Source organism: Pseudomonas sp. RW407, from assembly GCF_003176655.1.
Taxonomy (GTDB): domain Bacteria; phylum Pseudomonadota; class Gammaproteobacteria; order Pseudomonadales; family Pseudomonadaceae; genus Pseudomonas; species Pseudomonas delhiensis.
In genome coordinates this window covers 772,315-793,113 of sequence record NZ_QGSL01000091.1, presented here as the reverse complement: position 1 = coordinate 793,113, position 20,799 = coordinate 772,315, and the positions used below count along the sequence as shown (strand labels likewise).

Here is a 20,799-nt window from a genome sequence, read left to right as displayed (position 1 = left end):
GCCGGGCAATCCGCTAGAATGCCCGGCGTCATTGGGGAGTAGCCGCCCGCCCGGAAACACCGGCGGGGACCACGTCAACATCCTTGGCCGGCAGGCCATGGCGTGGCCAGCGCACAGCCTGGCAAGACCTTTGACCATGCAACCTCCGCAGCGGCCGGGGAGGCGCATGGTCATGGGTACTACACCGGCCGGGAGTTCCACCGTGATGCACCGCCTCCGTCCCGTGTCGCCCTCCACCCGCGAGGAGCGCGCCCCATGCTGACCTTCGTCCTCGAACTGCTCGGCATGTTGCTGCTCATCCTGGTCGCCGCCGAACTCTTCACCAACGCCCTGGAACACCTGGGCGAGCGCCTGGGCATTTCCGAAGGCGTCACCGGCTCGCTGTTCGCCGCCATCGGCACCGCCCTGCCGGAAACCCTGGTACCGCTGCTGGCGCTGGTGGCCGGCACCAGCAACGTGTCGCTCAACGAAGAAGTGGGCGTGGGCGCCATCCTCGGCGCGCCGCTGATGCTCTCCACCCTGTCCACCTGCCTGATGGCCTGCTTCGTCCTCCGCGGCCGTGGCCTGCGCGGGCGCCTGGTGCCCGAGCGCAGCGGCCTGCTGCGCGACCTCAACTTCTTCCTCCTGGCCTTCTGCCTGGCCACGGTGGCGATGTTCGTGCCCTCGCAGTTGCACAGCTACCGCATCGGCCTGAGCGTGCTGCTGGTGCTCACCTACATCGGCTACATCACCCTCACCCTGCGCGCCTCCCGCGAACTGGTGGAGGACGGCCACGGCACCGCGGCGGAAAACCCCATGTGGCTGGCGCGCACCGGCCTGCCGACCAACATCGTCACCATAGTCGCGCAACTGGCCCTGGGCCTGGCCCTGCTGGTGCTCGGCGCCAAGGGCTTCATCCACGGCGTGGAAGGCCTGTCCAGCCTGCTCGGCATCTCCGCCCTGCTGCTCTCGCTGCTGATCATCCCCATCGCCACCGAGTTGCCGGAGAAGGTCAACAGCATCCTCTGGGTGCGCCGCGGCAAGGACACCCTGGCCTTCGGCAACATCACCGGCGCCATGGTCTTCCAGGGCACCCTGCTGCCGGCCATCGGCATCCTGCTGACGCCCTGGCAGCCGCGCATCGAAGTGCTCACCGGCGTACTGGTGACCCTCGGCGCGGCGCTCTGGCTGCGCCTCAACGCCCGCCACGACGGCATCGCCGCCTGGGTGTTGCTGGGCAACGGCGCACTCTACGTCGCCTACCTGGCCATCACCCTCGGCCGCTGAACACCGCGCCGCAGCGTGCAAGCCGCGGCGCAGCGCCTAAACTGACGGTTCCGCCAGGCGCCCGGCCGGCGCCTGCCGTCACACCGCTGCATGCAAGGAGAGGCCATGAAGATCCTGGTAGTGCTCACATCCCACGACCAACTGGGCGACACCGGCAAGAAAACCGGCTTCTGGCTGGAGGAATTCGCCGCGCCCTACTACGTGTTCAAGGACGCCGGCGCCGAGCTGACGCTCGCCTCGCCCAAGGGCGGCCAGCCGCCGCTGGACCCCAAGAGCGACGAGCCCGACGCCCAGACCCCGGCCACCGAGCGCTTCCGCAAGGACCCCGAGGCCCAGGCCGCCCTGGCCAGCACCCGCAGGCTGGCCGAGGTGAACGAAGCCGACTACGACGCCATCTTCTACCCTGGCGGCCACGGCCCCCTGTGGGACCTGGCCGAGGATAGGCACTCCATCGCCCTGATCGAGGCCTTCGCCCACGCCGGCAAGCCGGTGGCCACCGTCTGCCACGCCCCCGGCGTGCTGCGCCACGCCAGGAACGGCGACGGCAAGCCGCTGGTCGAGGGCCGCCACGTCACCGGCTTCTCCAACAGCGAGGAAGAAGCCGTGGGCCTGACCGCCGTGGTGCCCTTCCTGGTGCAGACCGAACTCAAGGCCAAGGGCGGCCGCTACAGCAAGGCCGACGACTGGCAGAGCCACGTGGAAGTGGACCGCCTGCTGATCACCGGGCAGAACCCCGCCTCCAGCGAAGCGGTGGCCGAAGCCGTGCTGAAACTCCTGGGCTGACAGGCACTTGCAGGCCCCCCGGTGGACGCGCCGGGGGCTTTGCCGTACACTGGCCGCGACCTTTACGGGTTTTGGGGCCGATTAGGATTCGACGCCGGTAACAAAACTTGAGGGGCATGCCGAGTAGGTGACAGTTCTCGTAAATCCGCTGCCACAATTCATAGTTGCCAACGACGACAACTACGCTCTGGCCGCCTAAGGGCGCCAGCAGACCCTAGGGGATGCCTGTAAACCCGAAGATTAGGTCTGTCAGATAGAACAGGATCGCCGCCAAGTTCGCTGTAGACGTAACGGCTAAAACTCATACAGCTCGCTCCAAGCGCCCTGCCACTCGGGCCGCGCGGAGTTAACTCAGTAGAGATGGCTAAGCATGTAGAACCGATAGCGGAGAGCTGGCGGACGGGGGTTCAAATCCCCCCGGCTCCACCAAACGCAAGACGATAAGCCCCTGAATTTCCTAGTGAATTTCAGGGGCTTTTTTGTTCTCGCCTTTAAATGTCGAGAAACTGTCGATTCCAGGAACTGAAGCGCATCCTGTCGCATGACCTTCCTAGCACACTCAAAGTGGTGGCATTTGGCCTTACTTTTTGGTTCAGTACGCAGCACAGCGCTTACGGCAAAGAGAAGGAACCTCTTGTGATCCCCGCCCTGAATCAGTCTGGTGTCTTACCTCCGTTCATCCAGGAATTGGGTCCTACCACCTCTGCTGCGATGGCGCCCTACGGCACGTCAATGGCAGCAGTAGCCTCTCGGTTTACGTCAACCCCAGAACGAAAAGCTATTTTCGAAGGTCTACTAAACTTCAGAGAGCAACTACGCCAGGCAGGGCTTGTAGACGGCTTCCAATGGCTTGCAGGAAGCTATCTAGAAGACTGTGAACGACACAGAGGAAGACCGCCAAAGGACGTCGACATCGTGACTTTTGCCAGGCGTCCAACTGGATTTGAAGAAATGACTGCATGGCAGGGATTCGTACAGCAAAACATGCATGTCTTTGACATTAGGCTGGTCAAAGACGCACATAAGTGCGACTCATACCACGTTGACTTGAGCCTTCCAACCGAGGCGATAGTATCCAGCACAAGGTTCTGGTTCGGTCTCTTCTCGCATCAAAGAGATACATACCTCTGGAAAGGAATTTTAGCCGTCCCACTAATTGATGACGACGAAGCAGCTCGCCAAATACTAGCGGGAGGTGAGTAAATGCCTCGCAAACTAACAACAGACTCGCTCAAGGCAGAAGAATCTGGTCTAAAAGCACTTTTAGCTGACGCAGAAAAATACGGCGATATCGTCGGCCAAATTCAGTACAAACAGCGCCTAGAAGAAATATCAAAAGATATAGAGACACTAGAAAGCAATCCGAACCCATTTGCCAGTGTCGCACTATACTTCAGCGGACGCCCTGTAATAGGTTCGAGGGGAATCGCTGCAGAGTTTGCTAGCAAAGCCCTCGGCAACTACCAAGACTTGATTTCTAAAACCTTCGCCAAATCTGAATTAGGCGCTATTGGCGAACGAGGAAAAATTCCGCTTAAGCAAAGCACGGAGTTAATGGTTACAGGCCTAACTCATGGATCTTTCGGATTTGTTCTTGATGAGCTATCCAATCAAGATGAGCTGCACGACACAGCGCTAAAGGAAGTAGTAAGCACCGTTACTGAGTTGCTCTATCGAGTGAGCTCCTCAAATGAGGAGGACTTCGAAAGAGCTGCGGAGGAGCTGGACTCAAGAACCCTTATTACATTAAGAGAGTTCTTCAAAGACCTAGATAGCTCCGAGGCCACCATTCGAATCGTCGAAGACAATACCGACATTACACTTGACGATAGATCAATTCATCGTGGAAGAGTACGTACAGAAGCGACTCAGATCGAGGATTCCCTGGAAAGAATTGAAGGAGTGCTGACTGGGTTTCTTCCAGAGCATAGGAAATTCGAGATTAAGATAAGCTCCGGCGAAACCATTTACGGCACCGCCTCCAAGGAAGCGACTGAGCACTTCATGAAAATAGTCGCTCATGGAAACCCAGTCCTCGGAAGATCGTGCAGGGCCAGCATCTACATCAAACATGTTAAATCCCTAAACAGAGAGCCACGCGAAATTTACCGGCTTATCGAGTTCCATCAACTTGGATAACCAAAAGCCCCGTATTAGGGGCTTTTTATTGCAGTGCAATTACGCATATCGGGCCAAACTTGACTGCGTCCTGAAGATGATCCGGTGATAGATGGGCATAGCGCATTGTCATGGTCAGAGTCGAGTGACCCAGGATTTTCTGCAGCGTCAGGATGTTTCCGCCATTCATCATGAAGTGGCTGGCGAAGGTGTGCCGGAGAGCGTGGCTAGCCTGACCTTGCGGCAGTTGAATCGTGGTTCGCTCCAGGGCGCGGCGGAAGGAGGTGATGCAGGACGTAAACGGGCCATGCGTACGCCAATGCACCCTCACCCGTTCAGCCAACTCTGTTGGAATCGGCACATGGCGTACTTTCCCTGACTTGGTCCCGGCATAGGTCGCCACATTGCCCTGGAGTCGTTGCGGCGGCAGTTTCTCAGCCTCGGACCATCGAGCACCGGTAGCCAGGCAGAGTAGAGTTACCAGTTCGGTATGCGGGTTGTCGCAGCGGGTGCGGATGGAGTCGAGAAGCTCGCCGATCTGCTCAGTCGTCAGCCACGACAGCTCCCGCTCTTGCAGCTTCAACAGCTTCACCCCGGCTAGCGGGTTGTCATAGTCGATCTGGCCCAGGTCCCTCAACTCGTTGAACACAGCACGGACGTAGCCGAGCTCGTTGTTCAGTGTCTTATCCCCTCCTCCAGCCGCCTACGTCGCAAGCTCGCATAGGAGGATGCTTCCAGGGCCGTCGCTACCGGGTCACCCAGTCGAACAGACAATTGCAGCAGCTTGGAGAGTCGCCGAGGTGCGTCACGCAGTGAGTGGCCGTGCAAGTCATACCAGAGTTGCACTAGTTCGGAGAGTCGGCGGCGATCCTTGGGTTTGATGCTCCACGCGGGATTCTCGGTGCACTTCTGCCGTACTGTGGCCTCGAAGCGCTGGGCCTCGCCCTTGGTCTTGAACCGCTTGCGGAAGCGCTTGCCCTTGATCGGCTCGACGTCGACGAACCAGAGGCCATCCGGGAGCTTGGTGATGCTCATCAGACGGCATAGCCTCGCCTCAGGTAACGGTCCGAGATGAGGTCTTTGATGTGCTGCTCGAGGTCGCGACGAGTCCAACCCTTGGCCAGATAGTGGTCTTCGATGACGTGCCAGAATTCCAGTCGGTGGGCGGACTCAATCGCCTTTTTTGCGGGGATGCGCTCCCGTGCGATCAGGCTGATGAACTGGCCCAGGAACATCTCGCAGTTCTTGCCGGAGAAGCCCTGAGCCGTCTTGTGATAGCGCCGGTACTCGACTCGTTCGATCAGCGGGTCGCACTCCACCTGGACCTGCACGTCCTGCATGATCAGCGACCAGAACGGGTCGTACACGGCATCACGGGCGAGCAGCTTGTAAGCCTCGCAGGCGTAGCCGAACAAGCCTTGCAGATGCAGGCAGATACCGGCAGCTTGCTCAATCACAAGCAGAGCAAGCCCGAGCAGAGCAGGAAAAACGCTTCAAATCATCCCAGTGCCAGTTCTGGTGGCAGCAGCATGCCCAAAATCCTTCCGAGCGGGCTGAACAAAAGAAGAAGGAGGCCTGTGGAAATTTATAGCAATGCTGTTTAACTGTTATAAATTTATTATCACCCGAAGAAATTTAAACTTCCCTTTATTTTGTATATGAGGGGCTTTGGAGGAAAAATGCTAGATCAATGCGAATATATTTTCGATCGAGCAATTGGGTCTAGTTCGGGCGCAGAGTTCTGCTACGCAGTTGATCCGCTTTTTGAGAACTACAAGATTTTGACTCTCGGCCTGGGTAGGGGAACTGTATTTTGGCGGGCGCGGACTATTAAGAGCAAGCCTTATGAAAACATAAGTGAGCTTGATTATCCGCCAGTGGAGTTATCAAGCGAAGGGAGACTCAATGACAAGGGCGTTCCTGTTTTTTACGCCGCTACTCGAGAGGAAACAGCTCTTGCCGAGGTGAACGTAGAGGATGGACAGTTAGTGCAGCTAGCTGGCTTCAAAGTCGTACCGGGGAATACTATGCGTCTATCGGTAGTTGGCGAGTATTCAAATGTTGTTAAGAGTGGATATATGCATTTTGCGGGCTTGGATCCAGATAAGACAATACTAAATATTGTTCGAAATCTCCCCCACGCCAAAGCTGTTGCAAAAATATACATAGACCGCTTCTTTGCGCACATACTGGCGGACCCTACTGCATCAGAAAGTAGTTACATTCATAGCAGAGCCCTTGGTCACGTCATACACTCGAAGGCCCAAGCGGACGGGATAGCTTTCCCAAGCGTTAAAGATCGAGGAGGATTTAATATTTGCGTGAAGGCAGAGAACTCTGATCTTCATCTGCGGAATGTCGCCTGCTTGGTTGTTAGGATAAACAAGCGTCGACGCTTTGGGCTAATTGATTATGACTTGATTTCAACGGCTGACAATCTGAATGAAAATGGAGATTTTCAATGGCACTCTCAATCGGAGCCTAAGCAAGTTGCATTCTACGGGATGACCAAAGATGAGTTTGAGGAGGCAAGAGCAAATGCAAAAGGCTTCAGTCCGGGGGGATTGGTTTAATCGGAGATATTGAGCGCTTGGTATTCGCAACCAATCTGTCCTTGACGACGCCAAACTTTCTCCTTGGGTCCGGCTTGGATACGACTAGCGTAGCAAGGTCGTCCGGTGGCGCGCGTCGAAAAAGTGTCGAAATCACTTGCCGCTACTTGCTATCAATGTCCTAGGTGGCCCTGCCGAATGCCCCGACTTCAGAGGTGTTAGCCAATCATGACCAACGACAGCCACACTCCAGAACGGGTTCACCTCCCCGAAACCACCAAACACCCTTTACAAATCAGGCACTTACTCTTAACGCGAAGTGCCTTTTTTGTGCCCAAATGGGCCGTTTTGGCTGGGTAATGCCAGCTTAATGACAGCCTGCCACTGTTGGTGCGAATGGAGAGAGGTGACTATGCGGATCACCAAGAATGGTCGTTTCCATGATGCTGGAACCACAATCATGGCTAATGGCGAGCCGGGGATCGGCCGCATTACGGGTAAGGCTGGGAAGGAGGTTGTTCTACGGATTGCCGGCCAAGATCAGGGGAATAATTACGACTACAGAGTAATTCTATCACTTGACGAATTGATCAATGCTGTGCGCTTTGAGCTTTCTAAGGCCTGTACCTCGATAGAATCAAAGGCTATATACGAGGGAGCGCTATCTACCATCGCCACACTACTTGAGCAGCAGTAACTCACTGGCAGGCTTGTACCGCCGCGCGCAGCTGCGCCTCGTAGCCCATACGCTGCAGCCGCTCGGCCAGTAGCGCCCGGACCTTCACCTGCAGCGTGTCGCCTTTCTGCAAGCTCGCCGTGGCCCAAGTCGGCTCCTGCACCGCCGGCGCCCGGCAGGGCACCGCCACCGGCACTTCTACGCGCACCGTGCGCGACTCAGGCTCGACCTGGCCGGCGCATCCCGCCAGCGCGACCAGAACCGCAACCACCCCGCTCCTAAACCAGAATCCACGCCACGCACGGGCCTTCGCACCATGGGCGCCGATTTCACTCCTACGGCTCATAGGCCCAACTCCTTGTCGATGACCGCCTCTGCCGCTGCGCACTGATCACCCTCGGTGCGCTCCTGCTGCAAGCGCTACGCGGCGGCGAAGTGCTGGCCGGCCTGCTGCTGGACATCGGCCACCGCCTGGGCCGCCTTCGCCTGCCGCTGTTCGGCCTGGTTGGCCAGGCTGGATATGGCGGTGTTCTGGTCGCCGACCAGCATCTCCAAGTTTCCGCGGGCGGAGCAACAGGCGGTCAAGCCCTCGGACGCGGCATAGAGCTGCGGCCGGTAGTACCCGGCGGCCAGCCATACACCCAGGCCGGCCGCCTTCCACGGGAAGTTCTGCATGGTTCGCTCCTACGGGACGTCGCGGAAGAAGACGTGCCGGCCGATGGTGGCCGTGCGCTTCGCCTTCGCCGCCCAGACCAGCGGCTTGGCCATGGTGGTGGCGTAGTAGTGGGTGGCACCGCCAGTCGGATCAGGCTGGCTTTCGCTGATCACCGCCAGCGCGGCCTCCCTGGCGCGCAGGTACTCGCCGGCCGGGATCTGCTTCGCGCCGGACAGGTACGGATAGTTCGAATCGTTCTTGTTCCAGCAGCTGAACTGCCAGGGCGCCTGGCAGACACTGACGATGTCCCGCCCCCACCAGCCAGGTTTCGCCGCACGGTTACGGATCGTCCAGCCGACGGCGACCATGCCGGCCGCCCCCACGCCGCGCGCCTCGCCCTACAGCGTCCGCGCCAGCACATCTACTTCACGGTCTTGGCCCATGGTTTCCTCCGGACATGAAAAAGCCCGCCAGGCGGCGGACTACTTGAACAGGGGCGGTCGCCCCCCCTGTAGGGTTGGTTTTTTGCGCCGAGGGCGCACTAGGCTCTTGACTCGAACAACCAGGCCCAGGAGCCAACCATGACCAAGATAGAAATACTCGGCCACGCCAGCCCCTACGCGCTGAACGGCATGTACTGGAGCATCGCCAGCGCGGAGGTGAAGAGCATCATCACGCTCGACGTTCATTGCCTCAAAAGTGGCACTGTCTGGCATCCGCAATACAAGCGGATTGAAAATCACCCGAGCGCCCCTGATATACCGCGCTATGCCTTCATCGGCTGTGTGTAAGTCATACTGGGGCAGGCTCGGCGCCTGCCCCATCACCTGGCCGTCGACCAGGAAGGCGTTCTGGCCGGCGGCCACCGAGGTGCCGCGGGCGAGCACCCGGGTGCCGGTGCACAGCTCCACCACGCTCGTGCCGGCCGCGGTGTCGACGCTGATCACCTCGCCCACGGTCCTGTACCCGCCCGGCAGCAGGCCGATGAGTTTCTTCCACGGGTTCACGGTGGCCATCAGCTGCCGCTCCCGTAGTGCCGTTCGATCCGCAGCGTCTGCCAGACGCGCGAGGCGCCCACGCCGTCGGCGGTGATGTCGACGCCCAGGCACAGGCCACGCCAGGTGACGTCCGGATCGCGGAACTCCACGATCATCCCCGGTTGCACCAGCCCCGGGGCGTTGTCTCCATCCGCGAACAGCGGGATGCGCCGTGTCTCGATGGCCTGGCTGCCGCCCTTCGACAGCTCGCAGATCCCGCGGGCGCGCGCCACGTCGGTGCCGGTCATCCAGTCCTCCATGACGTCCGCCGCCGGCTCATCGCCGGCCGTGCCGGCGCGGCGCGCCTGAACACTCACTCCGTAGTTGGTGCCGCTGACGTAGACGAAATTCCACTCCGGCTGCGGCGACCACTCGCTGCCCCACTCGGCGACGATCTCCGCCGGCACGATGCAGTCAGGAATCGCGCTGCCCCAGTACCAGGTCGCCTCGCGGTTCGCTATCGGCGGCCGTACCAGACGCGCCACACCTACGCCTCGATGATGCTGTCAGCCGGCGAGCACCCGATGTGGGTCGCTCGGCAGATGGGGCACAGCGACTGGACTATGATTGCCCGGGTATATGGACGCTGGATGCCCACGGCTGAGGAGAGAGCGGGGGATAAGGCCGAACAGATGTTCGCCCGCAATGCAGATCCGCCCATCCGGGAGCCGATCAAAGGCCTTTGACTTGATTAAAGCGAAACCCCATGATGCGCCGCGATCAAAACGCCATTACCAAGGAGAGGAGGCACTGGTGCAAGCAGTCACAGCACAGCTATTCCGCGAACAGCTCCCTGCAAGCTGTCCGCCCAGCGACGTTAAACAGCCTAATTGCCAGGTTCTGTGGCGGATGCTGCGCTCACCTTCCGCTGATGATGCTGATTTCGACTCGCAACGCAAACGCCTCCCCAAGCACCCCTACCCCGATGAATGTGAGGCTCGCTCTGTCTCGTTGGTGACGTCCCTGGCGGCCTGCCGAGCAATCGCCAAGTCTCCGCGGTCAAAATTCACTCATGCTGTCGAAGTCAACTACGACCCAAATGCAGGAATTTGGCACCACGACAAGGAAACGCACGTTCATTTATGGCCATATAGTGAAAAGAACCTTCTTTCTCTCACTGGCCAGGTAGTCCCCCTATGAGCAGCCTAAAGATTTACAAGACGCTCTTGGAGTATGAGGTACCGCTGGTGGTACTGGCCAAGAACGATAAAGCCCAGAACTATCTTGGCGTTAATTATGATGACGGCGAGAGTGGCTACCTATTCTATTTTTCCAGAATAAACCCTGAAAACCTGCACCTATTACTAACAGAAAAAATTGACGTCCACTACGCCGTTACGCGCGCTCACAAAGGAAGATATGAGTTCGCCGAAACATGGGGCGTAATAGGCGAAGAATTCAAGACGATAAAAAGCGAAGAGCTAAACCCTGAACTCCTCCCGAAGCCTGGAATGTTCATTCCGGGGCACGCCCCTGTAAGTTCCGATAGCGCAACACGAATTGTTGACATTGATGGCAGATGGGAAGTAAGTGATCTCAAGAAGTTCTCTGACCTTGTTCAGGACTGCTACGCATTTGGTTATGCCCTTCTTAGTGAGACTGGCGCAACATCACGCAGCATCGAAAGACTTTTCCACAAGTATCCATGGAGAGGGGGGTTCAGTGCAGTCAACTTCTTCCGATCGCTTTACAAAGGCATTCCTCGCCAAGATCGAGCAGATATCAAAAGCATAACCTATGCCTCACCAGGTCAGATCAAGTTCATTGTAAACGCGACTGTTGCCGAATCAATTCGCGACCTAATAGTTGACTTAAACACTGACTCAAGCATGGCCACTGAATCGTACCGATATGTTCAGCGTATGCTTCAAGATCGCGGCTGGACTGGAAAAGCGGAAGAAGATTTAGAACTGGACGAGCAGGACAAAGCAGAACTACAAGCGTTGTTAGCTACGGGATGCAACGGTTTTGGTCTCAAAGGCCACGAGGATCACATCATCGGGCTTGCAAGTGGAGATCTTCTCGCTTCGGTGAAAATCATTCTGGCCTATTACCGCCGTCTGAAGCTGCTCGCAGATTATGTTTCTACTGGTAAAGCTCAGAACGTATTTCATGCGTAAATGACAGTTTTATGCCAGCCTCTTCACTGAAAGCCAAGTAGCTACTGGCTTAGATGCGGGTTCAAATCCCCCCGGCCCACCAAACAGACAGATCAGGCACTTGGCGGTTCTCGCAAGTGCCTTTTTTGTGCCTGCGATTTTTGCTCTGGCTGCTCCGTCGACGACATCTCATCCAACAGGACCTTGGCTTTGGCCTCAGCTCGGGCCTGAGCTTGCGGCGACATCTTAGCCTTGAGCTCAGAAAACTTTCTGGACATCAGAACCTCCTTCCAAGCCACTCTCTGGCAGGCGCCGAATAGCGTAGCTCGCTAGTCAACACTCTCGCTTGACTGGCAAACCTTGTCGTTGAAGCGTTTGGCGTTCAGCCGCCTCAAGTCGACCAAGCGAATGCCGGCGATAGTCCGACTCGGCAGCGCGCCAGCCTCGATCCACTCGGCTACCACTCCGATAGGCAAAACGCACATCCGGCCAAAGGCTTCGATAGTGCACAAGTTGAGATGCAGATCTGGTCGGGTCATGACCCCTCCTCAATAGCTTTCACACCCATAACCTTTGCTGCACTATGGCGGCTTATGGACGGCTAATTTCATGAACTATGTTCATGCACATAGTCAAAATACCTTTCAGGTCTATTCCTTGTACATAGTCCAAAACAATCAGTTACCAATTGAATGAGCATCACCGAGAGAGCACTTCGACTGATAAGCCAGAGCAACCTGAGTGAACTGACGCGCGCTGGCGACACGGACTACAACCGCTGGGTCAGCATCAAGCGCGGAAGAGCGCGGGTTGGCGCCGATGAGGTGGAGATCCTCGGCAAGGTCTACCCACACTACCGCTGGTGGTTGAGCACCGGCGAGGTGCTGCCGGAGATCGGGCAGACAAGCCCTGATCACGACCAGGCCAACCCTGCGGGCTAGGGATATCCACAAGGTTCGATCACAGGAAGTGCGGCAAGGAACGCGGCAGGTATGGCAAAGCGCGAAATCGACGAGCAACTGAAAAGCCTCAGCCTCGACATGGACGAGGAAATAGACGATCGCAACGAACGTCTTGGCCGCAGGCTGGCCCCTACCCACCGCGCCCATCAGCCGATGGACCCCAGCCACGCCATCATCCTGGCCGCCTTCATCATTGTCGGTGGTATCTGGGGCGGAAAGCTGTTTTACGACTACATCCAGGAGCAGCGCATCAAGGCCGCGCTCAATGACGCAGGGCTCTACCTGCAGCAAGCCATGCGCCAGGCCGAACGGGACTCGCAAAGAACCCAGGCCGAGTTGCGCCGACGAATAGCGCAGGAAGAAGAAGCGCTGCGACAGCAGAAAGCCGAGCAACTTGCCCAGGCCCAATCGGAACAAGCCAGGGTGGCGCAGGAGAAACGCTTCGCGTCAGCGCAGTGTCAATTCTGGTGGCAGCAGCATGAGCAGCACCCAACCGAGAGAACTGCGCAGAAAAAGGCTGAGGCGTGCACAGGTCGGAATTAAAAGCGGACGTACCCCAACATCGAGTTCGGTCAACATGAATCGGCCGCCCTCATCTTCCGCTTTCTCACTCTTCCCGACCAAAGTATCCGGACCGATACCAAGCCGCTAACAAACCACGCTAAAGGTTTCCCTGCGAAGGCCGCCATGCCGGGTATCCATCACGATCCGGAGCCTTCCGATGTCCAGCATCTCGTCCGTCAGCAACATGAATCTCCGCTTCACCACCTCATCCAGTTCATCCACCGCCACTTCGTCGACGAGTGACGACAGCAGCACTGCTTCTAGTGCAACGAGTTCGTCCCAAACCAATGCAAGCAGTTCGGCGCAAGGTGCTGGCGGAGCCGGTGGCGCGGGAGGCGCTGGAGGAAGCGGCAGCAGTTCCAGCAGCACCTCCGACAGCACGCTGGAGAAACTCAAGGAGGCTGTGGAACAGGCGCAGAAGGAACTGCAGGAAGCCGAACAGGAACTTGCCAAGATCAGCGAGAGCGGTGGCAACCAGACCGAGGAAGAAAAGCAAGCCCGCCAGGTGCAGGAGCAAGCCGCCCGGGCGCGTGTCGCGACCGCCAGTGCAGCGGTAGCAAGCGCCTATGCCGCCTACTCCGAGGCATTGACGGAATCTGGCAGCAGCACTAGTGGGACCGGGGTGAACACCACGGCTTGAAACGAAAAAGGGGATGGTTCTGAATTACACGCTGCGTTCTATCCCCAGGCAGCGTAAAGCTGCGCTCTGCCACGAGGCAAAGCAATGGAAATGCTCTGCGTCCTCATCCTGCTTTCGACGAGCTACTGGTACTTCAAGACTGCGCCAGCCAACACGCCATTGACCCTGCGGCTGGTCTCATCCGCCCATGGAGCAAGTGCACTAGTGCTGCTTCTGCTCGCGTTCGCCGTTGGGTTCGGCGGTTGGCATGGTGAGATCGGTGGGCGGCTGTTCGCCTGGCTCCAATTGATTCCCCTGGCCCTGATAGCCTCGTCCTTCTGGCTGTTCCGCGGCCCCAGGTCGCTCCATTGGCTGCAGTTGCTCAATATCCCGGCCACCCTGTGGCTAGCCCTGATCGGGAACATGCTGGTCACTGGGAAATGGCTGTAACAGGCCGGGGCTGAGGGTCTAGAAGCTCCCACCCGACCACCGGCCACTCTGCCCCGGAATACAAATCGCTATGATGCGGCTTCCAATCAGCCTCTCGTCCGCCCCCCATGACCAACATCGTTTCCTCCCTGCCCGGCCGTATCCGCGTTCGGGACGCCCGGCTGCGCAATGCCGAACGCCTGCGCAGGCTGCGTGACACGCTGGCCGCGCTCGATGGTGTGCTTTCCTGCGAGGCCAATGCGAAGTCGGGTTCGCTGCTTTTGCATTTCACCCCGGCGCAGGTCGAGCTCGCCGCTTTCGAAACGCAGGTCGACGCGCTGGTCGACGCCGAACTGGCCGCCCCGCTGCAGGCCGCCGGCCGGCGGCCGCTGAAGATGCGCGTCAACCGCTATGCCAAGCTGGGGATGATCGCCGGGCTGGGCAGTTCGCTGGCGTTGGTGGGCATGGGTTCCAAGCGCGGGCATGCGGCTTGTGGCGCGGTGTTCGTCGCTTGCCTCGGGGTGCACCTGAGCACGCACCGCCGGCACATCCTGCGCTAGGCGTCCTCGAACGCCTGCGCCTGCAGGCTGACCAGGGCGACCAGTTGCCTGGCCAGCCTCACGGCCTCTTCCTGGTCGCCCTCGGGCAGGTAGACCTCCATGCCGAGGTAGAGGAATTTCGGGTTGTCCCAGATGCGCCGAGGGATCACCGTGGCGACCGCCTCGCCCAGCGGCACCACTTCGATGCCCCGGCCGGCCAGCCCTTCCCGGGCCAGGGCTTCCCCCAGCACCTGGCAGAAGCGCGGATGGCCGCAGTAGAGGTCCACGCTCGGGCCGTCGCGGTCGTGGCCGCTGTGCAGGTCGATCAGCACCCGGTAGCGGCCGCTCGCCAGCGGCAGCAGTTGCTCGTACAGGGCGGCATGCAGGAGTTCGTGGTGGAAGCGCTGGTCCGCCCGCGGGTGGCGCCCGGACAGGCCGTCGGGTATGCGCTGCACGTCCGCTTGGTCGGGCGCCACGCCTTCGGCGACGCGTTCGCCGAAGGCCAGTTCCTCGCGGTGGATGCCGATGACCAGCAGCGCCGGCGGCCGCTTCATGGCCCCGTGCCCCGTGTCACGACGCATTGCCGGGCGTGGCCGCGACCCATTCGTAGACGACGATGGTGGCCGGGTCGCACTTGCAGCAGGTGCCCCCGCCGCAGGACGTGCCACTGGGCAGGCGCCGCACGCGGCCCTTGCGTTCGAGCACCGCGAGCATGCCTTCGAGGGCCTCGGGCGTGGTGTCCAGGTGGTGCTGCATGTCGTGCAGGCTGACCCGCCCGTGCAGCTTCAGGTAGTCACTCAGTTGCGACAGGATCATGGCGAGCCCCCTCCGGAGGACGAGAGCGGCAGGCCGGCCGCCACCCGTGGCGCGCGCTGGCCGGCGATGCGCAGGGAAGCGAAGGCGGCGGCGAAGGCGAGCAACACGCCGGTGCACCAGGCCAGCGAACCCAATGGGTGCGCCGCCCAGTTCGCCAACTGGTAGAACAGCACCGCCACGCCATAGGCCAGGCCGGTGGTCCAGCCCACCACGAAGAGCATCCAGCGGGTGCCGGCCTCCTGGTACACGGCGGCCATGGCGGCCGTGCAGGGCGAGTAGAGCAGGACGAACAGCAGGTAGGCGAAGGCCGCCGAGGCGCTGGCAAAGCGGGTGACCATGGCGCCGAAGATGCTGCTCGACACCTCGTTGGCGGCGGCGACCGCGTCCTGGTCGCCCAGGTCGGCCTCCAGGCCCAGAGGATCGGTCCAGCGCCCGAAGGCCTCGGCCAGGTTGGCCGGCACGGTGGCGAAGGCGTCGACGATGCCGCCGGCCAGGTCGAAGGGCTTGTCCTCCTCCGCCTCCCCCTGCCCGGCCAGCGCGCCATAGGTGGCGTTGAGCGTGCCCACCACCGCTTCCTTGGCCAGGATGCCAGTGATGATGCCCACCGCCGCCGGCCAGTTCTCCTCGGTCACGCCCATGGGGCTGAAGGCCGGCGCTATGCCCCGGCCCACCTCGGCCAGCACCGAGTGGTCGGGCGCCACGCTGGCGAAGCTGCCGTCGGTGCCGGTGGAGTTCAGCATGTTCAGCACCAGCACGGTGGGCACTATGATGCGCCCGGCCTTGATCACGAAGCCCTTGAGCCGCGACCAGGTATGCAGCAGCACGCCCTTGACCGTGGGGATGTGGTACGGCGGCAGCTCCATGATGAAGGGCGTGGCCTCGCCCTCCAGCAGGCTGTGCTTGAGCAGCAGGCCGGTCAGCACGGCGGCGCCGATGCCGATCAGGTACAGGCCGAACACCACGTTCTGGCCGTGCTCCGGGAAGAACGCCGCGGCGAACAGCACGTACACCGGCAGCCGCGCCCCGCAGGACATGAACGGCGCCATGGCGATGGTCAGCAGGCGGTCGCGGCGGTGCTCCAGGGTGCGTGTGGCCATGACCGCCGGCACGGTGCAGCCGAAGCCGACGATCATCGGCACGAAGGACTTGCCGGGCAGCCCGACCCAGCGCATGAAGCGGTCCATGACGAAGGCCGCGCGGGCCATGTAGCCCGAGTCTTCGAGCACGGAGAGGAACAGGAAGAGGAAACCGATCACCGGGATGAAGGTCGCCACCGTCTGCACGCCGGCGCCGATGCCCTTGGTCAGCAGCGCCACCAGCCAGTCGGGGGTGCCGAAGGCGTCGAGCAGCCGGCCGAGGCCGTCGACGAAGAACAGCGCGCCGAGCTGGTCGAACAGGTCGATGAAGGAACTGCCGATGTTGATGGTGAACATGAACATCAGGTACATCATCGCGAAGAAGATCGGGATGCCCAGCATGCGGTTGAGCACCACGCGGTCGATGCGGTCGGTCAGGTCGCGGCTGGTGCGGCCGAGGCGCGTCAGGGCCTCGCGGGTGATGGCGTTGGCCAGCCCGTAGCGGGCGTCCGCCACCAGTATGTCGATGTCGTCGCCCAGTTCCTCCGCCAGCCGCGACGCCGCCTCCGCCGCCCGGGGCCCGGCAATGGCGCGGGCCAGGTCGTCGCCCTCCAGCAGGCGCACCGCCAGCCAGCGCGGCGCCATGCCCGTGCCCGCCTCGGCCAGTTCCGGCAGCAGCTTGTCGATGGCCTGCTCCAGGGCGGCGTCGTAGGTCACCGCCACGGCGGGCCGGCGAGCCTGGCGCAGGGCCTCGCGCAGCGCCACCTTCAGTTCGTCGATGCCGGTGCCTTCCGAGGCCACCACGGGCACCACCGGGCAGCCCAGGCGTTCGGCGAGCTTGCCGGCGTCCACCCGCATGGCCTTTTCCTCGGCCACGTCGACCATGTTCAGCACCACCACCAGCGGCACCTGCATCTCGGCCAGTTGCAGCGTCAGGTAGAGGTTGCGCTCGAGGTTGGAGGCATCGACGATGTTGACCACCAGGCCGGCCTCGTTGGCGTGCACGTAGTCGCGGGCGATCTTCTCGTCCAGCGACACTTCCTGGTCGACCACGTCCAGGGAATAGGTGCCGGGCAGGTCGACCACCTCGTAGCGCTCGCCTTCGAAGCGGTACTCGCCGACCTTGCGCTCCACCGTCACCCCCGGCCAGTTGCCGACGCGCTGGCGCGAACCGGTGAGGGCGTTGAACACCGTGGTCTTGCCGCAATTGGGGTTGCCCACCAGGGCGATGACGCGGTGCTCGCTCATGGCAGCCGCTCCACCATCAGCGCATCGGCCTCGGCCTTGCGCAGCGACAGGGAGAAGCCGCGCACACGGATCTCCACCGGGTCGCCCATCGGCGCCACCCGCGTCACCGACAGCTCGGCGCCGGGGGTCAGCCCCATGGACAGCAGCTTGCGCCGGTAGGCGCTGCCGCCCTGGTTGAAGCCGGTCACCCTGGCCCGGTCACCTACCGCCAGTTCCTTGAGCATTGCCATGGCATGCCTCCCGGTGCGCCATCAGACGGGGCACACCATGATTCTGTGAGCCACTCCGGCACCCAGGGCGAAACGCGTCTCGCCCCGGGATACCACCAGACCGCCGCCCTGGCTCTGCCGCACGGTGATCTCGCTGCCGACGTTCAGCCCCATCTCGGTCAGCCGCCGGGCCATGCCCGGCCCGCCGAGCAGCGCGACTATGCGCACCCTGGCGTTTTCCCCGGCCATGCTCAGCGGCAGCGCGTCCGTGCTCATGGGGCCTCCTGCGGGCGCGGCTGGCCCGGCATCCCGGCGCCGGCCAGGGCGCGCAGGAGGATGCCGATGGTGCAGCCGTTGTGCAGCATCGAGGCCGAGACCGGGCTCAGCAGGCCCAGCGCGGCGGCGCCGAGGATGCTGGAGTTGAGCCCGGCGATGAGCTTGAAGTTGCTGTTGATCAGGTCGCGCGCGGCCATGGCGATGGCCCTGGCGTCGGCCACGCCGGCGATGCCGTCTTCCAGCAGGGCGATGTCCGAGGCCAGGCGGGCGATGTCCGAGCCCTGGCGCATGGAGATGCCGACGTGGGCGCCGCTGAGCGCCGGCGCGTCGTTGATGCCGTCGCCAACGAAGGCGATGCGCGCGCCCTGCTCGGCCAGCGCCTGGATCGCCGCGGCCTTCTCGTCCGGCAGCAGCCCGGCGCGGAAGCCGTCCAGGCCCAGTTCGTCGGCCAGCGCCTGGGCGCGTTCGGGGTGGTCGCCGGTGAGCATGACGATGCGCCGGGCGCCCAGCTCGCGCAGGCGGGCGATGGTGGCGGCGCTGTCCGGGTGGACGCTGTCGAGCATGCCCAGCACGCCGAGCAGTTCGCCGCCGTAGCCGATGTAGAGCAGCGTCTTGCCTTCCCGGCGCAGGCGCTCGATGTCCCGTGCGTAGGCCGCGGTGGCAATGCCCTCGTCCTCTTCGACGAAGTGCCGCGAGCCGACCACGATGCGCTTGCCGTCGATGACGCTGGCCACGCCGTGGGCGACGATGAACTCCACCTCGCCGTGGTTGAAGTGCTGCCGGTGCGGCAGGTGGCTGGCCGCCTCGACCACCGCCATGGCCATGGGGTGGTAGTAGTGTTCTTCCACCGAGGCGGCGATGTTGATCACGTCCTCCGCGCTGTAGCCGGCGCTGCACACCAGCGAGTCGGTGACGCGCAGGGCGCCGGTGGTCAGGGTGCCGGTCTTGTCGAAGACGAAGGTGTCCGCCTCGGCCAGGCGATCCAGCGCATTGGCGCCCTTGACCAGCACGCCGTGGCGGCCGGCCTGGTACATGGAGGCCTTGAAGGCCACCGGGGTGGCCAGCTTGAGGGCGCAGGAATAGTCGGCCTGCAGCACCGCCGAGGCGCGCTGCAGGCTGCCCGACAGCAGCCAGGTGCCGCCGGCCAGGCCGAGCACCATGGGCACCAGGCGGTCGGCCAGGCGCGAGGCCTCCAGCTGGGTGGCGCTCTTCACCGCCAGGGATTGCTCGACGAAGCTGGCGATGCGCGCCGCGGCGGCGTGGCGGCCGACCTTCTCCGCGTAGATGCGCAGGCGCCCCTCCTCCACCAGCGTGCCCGAGAGCACGATGTCGCCGCGGTGGCGCACCACCGGCACGCTCTCGCCGGTCATGGTCGCCTGGTTGACCAGTGCTTCGCCGCCCAGCACGGTGCCATCGACAGGAATCACCGTGCCGGTGGCGACGATCACCGTGTCGCCGAAGGCCACCTCGCGGGCATCGATCAGTTGCTCGACGCCGTCACGCTCCACCCAGACTTCGTTGCTGGCCGGGCGCAGCAGGCTCTTGAGCAGGTTGTCCGAATGGCGCTCGATGGAGCGCTCCAGGTAGTCGCCCAGCGCCAGTAGGAAGGTGGTGATGTTGACGGTGAGGAAGTCGCGGCGGCCGATGGAAATGGCCACCGCCAGCGCCTCCAGCACGTGGGAGGTGATGCCCCGCTGCACCAGCTCCGCCAGGGCCTTGCCGAACAGCGGCAGCGATACCGCCATGGACAGCGGCCCCTGCAGCTCGGGCTGCAGGCGGCGGTCGGCCAGCAGCGCCGCGCCGGTGGTCAGCACCCCGGCCGGCGACTCGTCGCCACGGCCGCCGGCCCGCCCCGCGGCCAGCGGCAGGTCCGGGTACTCCAGGGCGAGGATGTCCTGGCGCAGGCGCTCGGCGTCGGTCAGCGCACCCTCGTATTCGACCACCAGGGCCTGGATCGCCGGGTTGACCCGCACCTTGCGCACCCCGCGCAGGGACTCGACGGCCCACTCGATGCGCTGCAGTTCGCCGCGCCTGCCCTTCTGGCAGCGGTAGCGATAACGCGCCCGCCCGGCGCTACCGTGCACCAGGTCGAGGCCGGCGAACCAGGGGCCCGGCATCACTTGTCACCGTGCTGCTGCGCACCCATCTCGGCCTTGAGGTCGGCCATCTGCTCCTTGAACTCCTCCAGGCCGCCGGCCAGGCTCGCATAGAGCTTCACCGCGGACTTCATCAGCTTGCCGCGCAGTTCCTCGTCGCTCATCACCCAGGCCGCCGCGCCGCCGACCAGCAGGCCGAGGAGGAACTGCTCGGTGTGCCGCGAACGCAGGAAGGTCGGCAGCCCCTGGAGGATGCCGGCATCCATCCCGCCGGCCAGGCCGAACAGCCCGGCCGCTTCCTGCATGCCCGGCGCGCCGCCCATCATCTGCGCTGGCGGCATCTGCCAGCCGGGCGGGTTCTGCGGCGCATAGCCGTAAGCACCGTAACCGTTGCCGGCGTAGGCGTCGTCCCCGTAACCATATCCGGCGGCCTGCTGCCGCCGCTTGCCCTTCTTAGCCATGCTCAGTTCTCCTGGCGGGGCCGTGCCCCGTCGTGCAGCCAACGTTCCACAAGCATCACGCCCACCGCCCCGGCCATGCCGGCGAACAGCGCCCGGGCGTATTCCTGCCGTTGCAGCGCCCGCGCCGCGAGGGTGCCGGCGCACAGCGCGGTGCCGCCCTGCAGGGCATGGCGCGCCACCCGCCGCAGGTCCGGCTGCCCGGCCGCATCCTGGAAGGCGGACAGGCAGGCGCTGGTGACGAAACCCTTGGCGAAATTGGCGTCATCCCAGGCCGCCTGACGAAGTGCCGGATAGGCTTTCATGCTCCAGGCTCCGTGG

General features: G+C 62.3%; 27 protein-coding genes, 1 other RNA gene, 3 pseudogenes and 1 riboswitch. Of the genes and pseudogenes, 14 read left to right on the top strand and 17 right to left on the bottom strand.

All coding sequences use genetic code 11. The annotated features are described in order from the left end of the window. Nucleotides 1-21: 21 nt before the first annotated feature. A riboswitch (yybP-ykoY riboswitch) is annotated at nt 22-192 on the top strand. A 63-nt stretch (nt 193-255) separates the two neighbouring features. The 5 genes from DK254_RS16025 to DK254_RS33835 all read left to right on the top strand — a co-directional run bounded on the left by DK254_RS16025 (nt 256) and on the right by DK254_RS33835 (nt 4,188). After that, entirely contained in the window at nt 256-1,266 is a 1,011-nt protein-coding gene (locus DK254_RS16025) for a sodium:calcium antiporter (protein WP_109934548.1), read from the top strand. A gap of 105 nt (nt 1,267-1,371) precedes the next feature. Further along, on the top strand, nt 1,372-2,049 hold the full coding sequence (locus DK254_RS16020; RefSeq protein WP_109934547.1) for a type 1 glutamine amidotransferase domain-containing protein: 678 nt from the start codon (nt 1,372-1,374) through the stop codon (nt 2,047-2,049). Between the two features lie 73 nt (nt 2,050-2,122). After that, nucleotides 2,123-2,478, top strand: a transfer-messenger RNA (tmRNA) gene (ssrA, locus tag DK254_RS16015). Between the two features lie 207 nt (nt 2,479-2,685). After that, the gene (locus DK254_RS33840; RefSeq protein WP_146219604.1) at nt 2,686-3,252 is read left to right on the top strand and encodes a hypothetical protein; all 567 of its coding nucleotides are present in this window, start codon (nt 2,686-2,688) and stop codon (nt 3,250-3,252) included. After that, nucleotides 3,253-4,188 carry a hypothetical protein gene (locus DK254_RS33835; RefSeq protein ID WP_146219603.1) on the top strand — a complete coding sequence of 312 codons (936 nt, stop codon included), beginning with the start codon at nt 3,253-3,255 and terminating at the stop codon, nt 4,186-4,188. 25 nt (nt 4,189-4,213) lie between these two features. On the opposite strand, the pseudogene DK254_RS34800 reads toward DK254_RS33835, so the two are convergent. After that, nucleotides 4,214-5,202: pseudogene (locus DK254_RS34800) on the bottom strand (tyrosine-type recombinase/integrase). After that, nucleotides 5,202-5,606, bottom strand: a pseudogene (locus DK254_RS16000) (hypothetical protein); the annotation flags it as partial. The pseudogenes DK254_RS16000 and DK254_RS34800, both read right to left, overlap by 1 nt. Before the next feature lie 240 nt (nt 5,607-5,846). Between DK254_RS16000 and DK254_RS15995 the strand changes: the two are divergent. After that, complete coding sequence (locus tag DK254_RS15995; protein ID WP_158546421.1) at nt 5,847-6,740, top strand: RES family NAD+ phosphorylase; 894 nt, start codon at nt 5,847-5,849, stop codon at nt 6,738-6,740. A gap of 391 nt (nt 6,741-7,131) precedes the next feature. Then, the gene (locus tag DK254_RS15990) at nt 7,132-7,416 is read left to right on the top strand and encodes a hypothetical protein (protein ID WP_146219602.1); all 285 of its coding nucleotides are present in this window, start codon (nt 7,132-7,134) and stop codon (nt 7,414-7,416) included. 1 nt (nt 7,417) lies between these two features. On the opposite strand, the gene DK254_RS15985 is transcribed toward DK254_RS15990, so the two are convergent. The 5 genes from DK254_RS15985 to DK254_RS34385 all read right to left on the bottom strand — a co-directional run bounded on the left by DK254_RS15985 (nt 7,418) and on the right by DK254_RS34385 (nt 9,572). Continuing rightward, nucleotides 7,418-7,741 (bottom strand): hypothetical protein, encoded by a 324-nt coding sequence (locus DK254_RS15985; protein WP_256595879.1) that lies wholly within the window; start codon nt 7,739-7,741, stop codon nt 7,418-7,420. A 74-nt stretch (nt 7,742-7,815) separates the two neighbouring features. Then, nucleotides 7,816-8,070, bottom strand: a complete 255-nt coding sequence (locus DK254_RS15980) for a hypothetical protein (protein WP_371921141.1) — start codon at nt 8,068-8,070, stop codon at nt 7,816-7,818. A 9-nt stretch (nt 8,071-8,079) separates the two neighbouring features. Further along, entirely contained in the window at nt 8,080-8,418 is a 339-nt protein-coding gene (locus DK254_RS15975) for a cell wall hydrolase (RefSeq protein WP_371921140.1), read from the bottom strand. 114 nt (nt 8,419-8,532) lie between these two features. Then, a complete protein-coding gene (locus DK254_RS34390) occupies nt 8,533-9,066 on the bottom strand; it encodes a hypothetical protein (RefSeq protein ID WP_177412068.1) in 534 nt (177 codons plus the stop codon). Beyond that, nucleotides 9,066-9,572 (bottom strand): hypothetical protein, encoded by a 507-nt coding sequence (locus DK254_RS34385; protein WP_256595891.1) that lies wholly within the window; start codon nt 9,570-9,572, stop codon nt 9,066-9,068. The genes DK254_RS34390 and DK254_RS34385 overlap by 1 nt, the downstream gene beginning before the upstream one ends. Here DK254_RS34385 and DK254_RS34795 point away from each other — a divergent pair. Together DK254_RS34795 and DK254_RS15955 are read left to right on the top strand one after the other, a co-directional pair. Next, a pseudogene (locus DK254_RS34795) lies at nt 9,537-9,773 on the top strand (site-specific integrase); the annotation flags it as partial. The gene DK254_RS34385 and the pseudogene DK254_RS34795 sit on opposite strands and share 36 nt — an antisense overlap. A gap of 450 nt (nt 9,774-10,223) precedes the next feature. Continuing rightward, the gene (locus tag DK254_RS15955; RefSeq protein ID WP_109934543.1) at nt 10,224-11,207 is read left to right on the top strand and encodes a hypothetical protein; all 984 of its coding nucleotides are present in this window, start codon (nt 10,224-10,226) and stop codon (nt 11,205-11,207) included. Nucleotides 11,208-11,299: 92 nt separating this feature from the next. Here DK254_RS15955 and DK254_RS34165 read toward each other — a convergent pair whose 3' ends face one another. Both DK254_RS34165 and DK254_RS15950 read right to left on the bottom strand, forming a co-directional pair. Beyond that, complete coding sequence (locus DK254_RS34165) at nt 11,300-11,464, bottom strand: hypothetical protein (protein WP_158546420.1); 165 nt, start codon at nt 11,462-11,464, stop codon at nt 11,300-11,302. Between the two features lie 51 nt (nt 11,465-11,515). Next, the gene (locus DK254_RS15950; protein WP_109934542.1) at nt 11,516-11,725 is read right to left on the bottom strand and encodes a hypothetical protein; all 210 of its coding nucleotides are present in this window, start codon (nt 11,723-11,725) and stop codon (nt 11,516-11,518) included. A gap of 153 nt (nt 11,726-11,878) precedes the next feature. Between DK254_RS15950 and DK254_RS15945 the strand changes: the two genes are divergently transcribed. The 5 genes from DK254_RS15945 (at nt 11,879) to DK254_RS15925 (ending at nt 14,320) form a co-directional block, all read left to right on the top strand. Next, nucleotides 11,879-12,127 (top strand): hypothetical protein, encoded by a 249-nt coding sequence (locus DK254_RS15945; protein WP_009613099.1) that lies wholly within the window; start codon nt 11,879-11,881, stop codon nt 12,125-12,127. 51 nt (nt 12,128-12,178) lie between these two features. Then, nucleotides 12,179-12,691: a hypothetical protein gene (locus DK254_RS15940; RefSeq protein ID WP_109934541.1), complete on the top strand. Its 513-nt coding sequence runs from the start codon at nt 12,179-12,181 to the stop codon at nt 12,689-12,691. Nucleotides 12,692-12,869: 178 nt separating this feature from the next. Further along, nucleotides 12,870-13,352, top strand: a complete 483-nt coding sequence (locus DK254_RS33830) for a hypothetical protein (RefSeq protein ID WP_146219601.1) — start codon at nt 12,870-12,872, stop codon at nt 13,350-13,352. Nucleotides 13,353-13,436: 84 nt separating this feature from the next. After that, nucleotides 13,437-13,781, top strand: coding sequence for a hypothetical protein (locus tag DK254_RS15930; RefSeq protein ID WP_109934539.1), 345 nt, complete (start codon nt 13,437-13,439; stop codon nt 13,779-13,781). A gap of 107 nt (nt 13,782-13,888) precedes the next feature. Next, on the top strand, nt 13,889-14,320 hold the full coding sequence (locus DK254_RS15925; protein WP_109934538.1) for an HMA2 domain-containing protein: 432 nt from the start codon (nt 13,889-13,891) through the stop codon (nt 14,318-14,320). Here DK254_RS15925 and DK254_RS15920 read toward each other — a convergent pair. From DK254_RS15920 to DK254_RS15885, 8 genes are read right to left on the bottom strand one after another with little or no spacing between them, the layout of a single operon-like run. Continuing rightward, complete coding sequence (locus DK254_RS15920) at nt 14,317-14,853, bottom strand: hypothetical protein (protein WP_109934537.1); 537 nt, start codon at nt 14,851-14,853, stop codon at nt 14,317-14,319. The two genes, DK254_RS15925 and DK254_RS15920, sit on opposite strands and share 4 nt — an antisense overlap. Nucleotides 14,854-14,869: 16 nt before the next feature. Beyond that, complete coding sequence (locus DK254_RS15915; protein ID WP_109934536.1) at nt 14,870-15,115, bottom strand: FeoC-like transcriptional regulator; 246 nt, start codon at nt 15,113-15,115, stop codon at nt 14,870-14,872. Continuing rightward, on the bottom strand, nt 15,112-17,439 hold the full coding sequence (gene feoB / locus DK254_RS15910; RefSeq protein WP_109934535.1) for a Fe(2+) transporter permease subunit FeoB: 2,328 nt from the start codon (nt 17,437-17,439) through the stop codon (nt 15,112-15,114). The genes DK254_RS15915 and feoB overlap by 4 nt, the downstream gene beginning before the upstream one ends. Beyond that, complete coding sequence (locus DK254_RS15905; protein ID WP_256595878.1) at nt 17,436-17,669, bottom strand: FeoA family protein; 234 nt, start codon at nt 17,667-17,669, stop codon at nt 17,436-17,438. Before DK254_RS15905 ends, feoB begins: the two co-directional genes overlap by 4 nt. Nucleotides 17,670-17,690: 21 nt before the next feature. After that, complete coding sequence (locus tag DK254_RS15900) at nt 17,691-17,924, bottom strand: FeoA family protein (protein WP_109934533.1); 234 nt, start codon at nt 17,922-17,924, stop codon at nt 17,691-17,693. Next, the gene (locus tag DK254_RS15895; protein ID WP_109934532.1) at nt 17,921-20,041 is read right to left on the bottom strand and encodes a heavy metal translocating P-type ATPase; all 2,121 of its coding nucleotides are present in this window, start codon (nt 20,039-20,041) and stop codon (nt 17,921-17,923) included. The genes DK254_RS15900 and DK254_RS15895 overlap by 4 nt, the downstream gene beginning before the upstream one ends. Continuing rightward, complete coding sequence (locus tag DK254_RS15890; RefSeq protein ID WP_109934531.1) at nt 20,041-20,481, bottom strand: YtxH domain-containing protein; 441 nt, start codon at nt 20,479-20,481, stop codon at nt 20,041-20,043. The genes DK254_RS15895 and DK254_RS15890 overlap by 1 nt, the downstream gene beginning before the upstream one ends. A gap of 2 nt (nt 20,482-20,483) precedes the next feature. Further along, on the bottom strand, nt 20,484-20,783 hold the full coding sequence (locus DK254_RS15885) for a hypothetical protein (protein WP_109934530.1): 300 nt from the start codon (nt 20,781-20,783) through the stop codon (nt 20,484-20,486). Nucleotides 20,784-20,799: the final 16 nt, after the last annotated feature.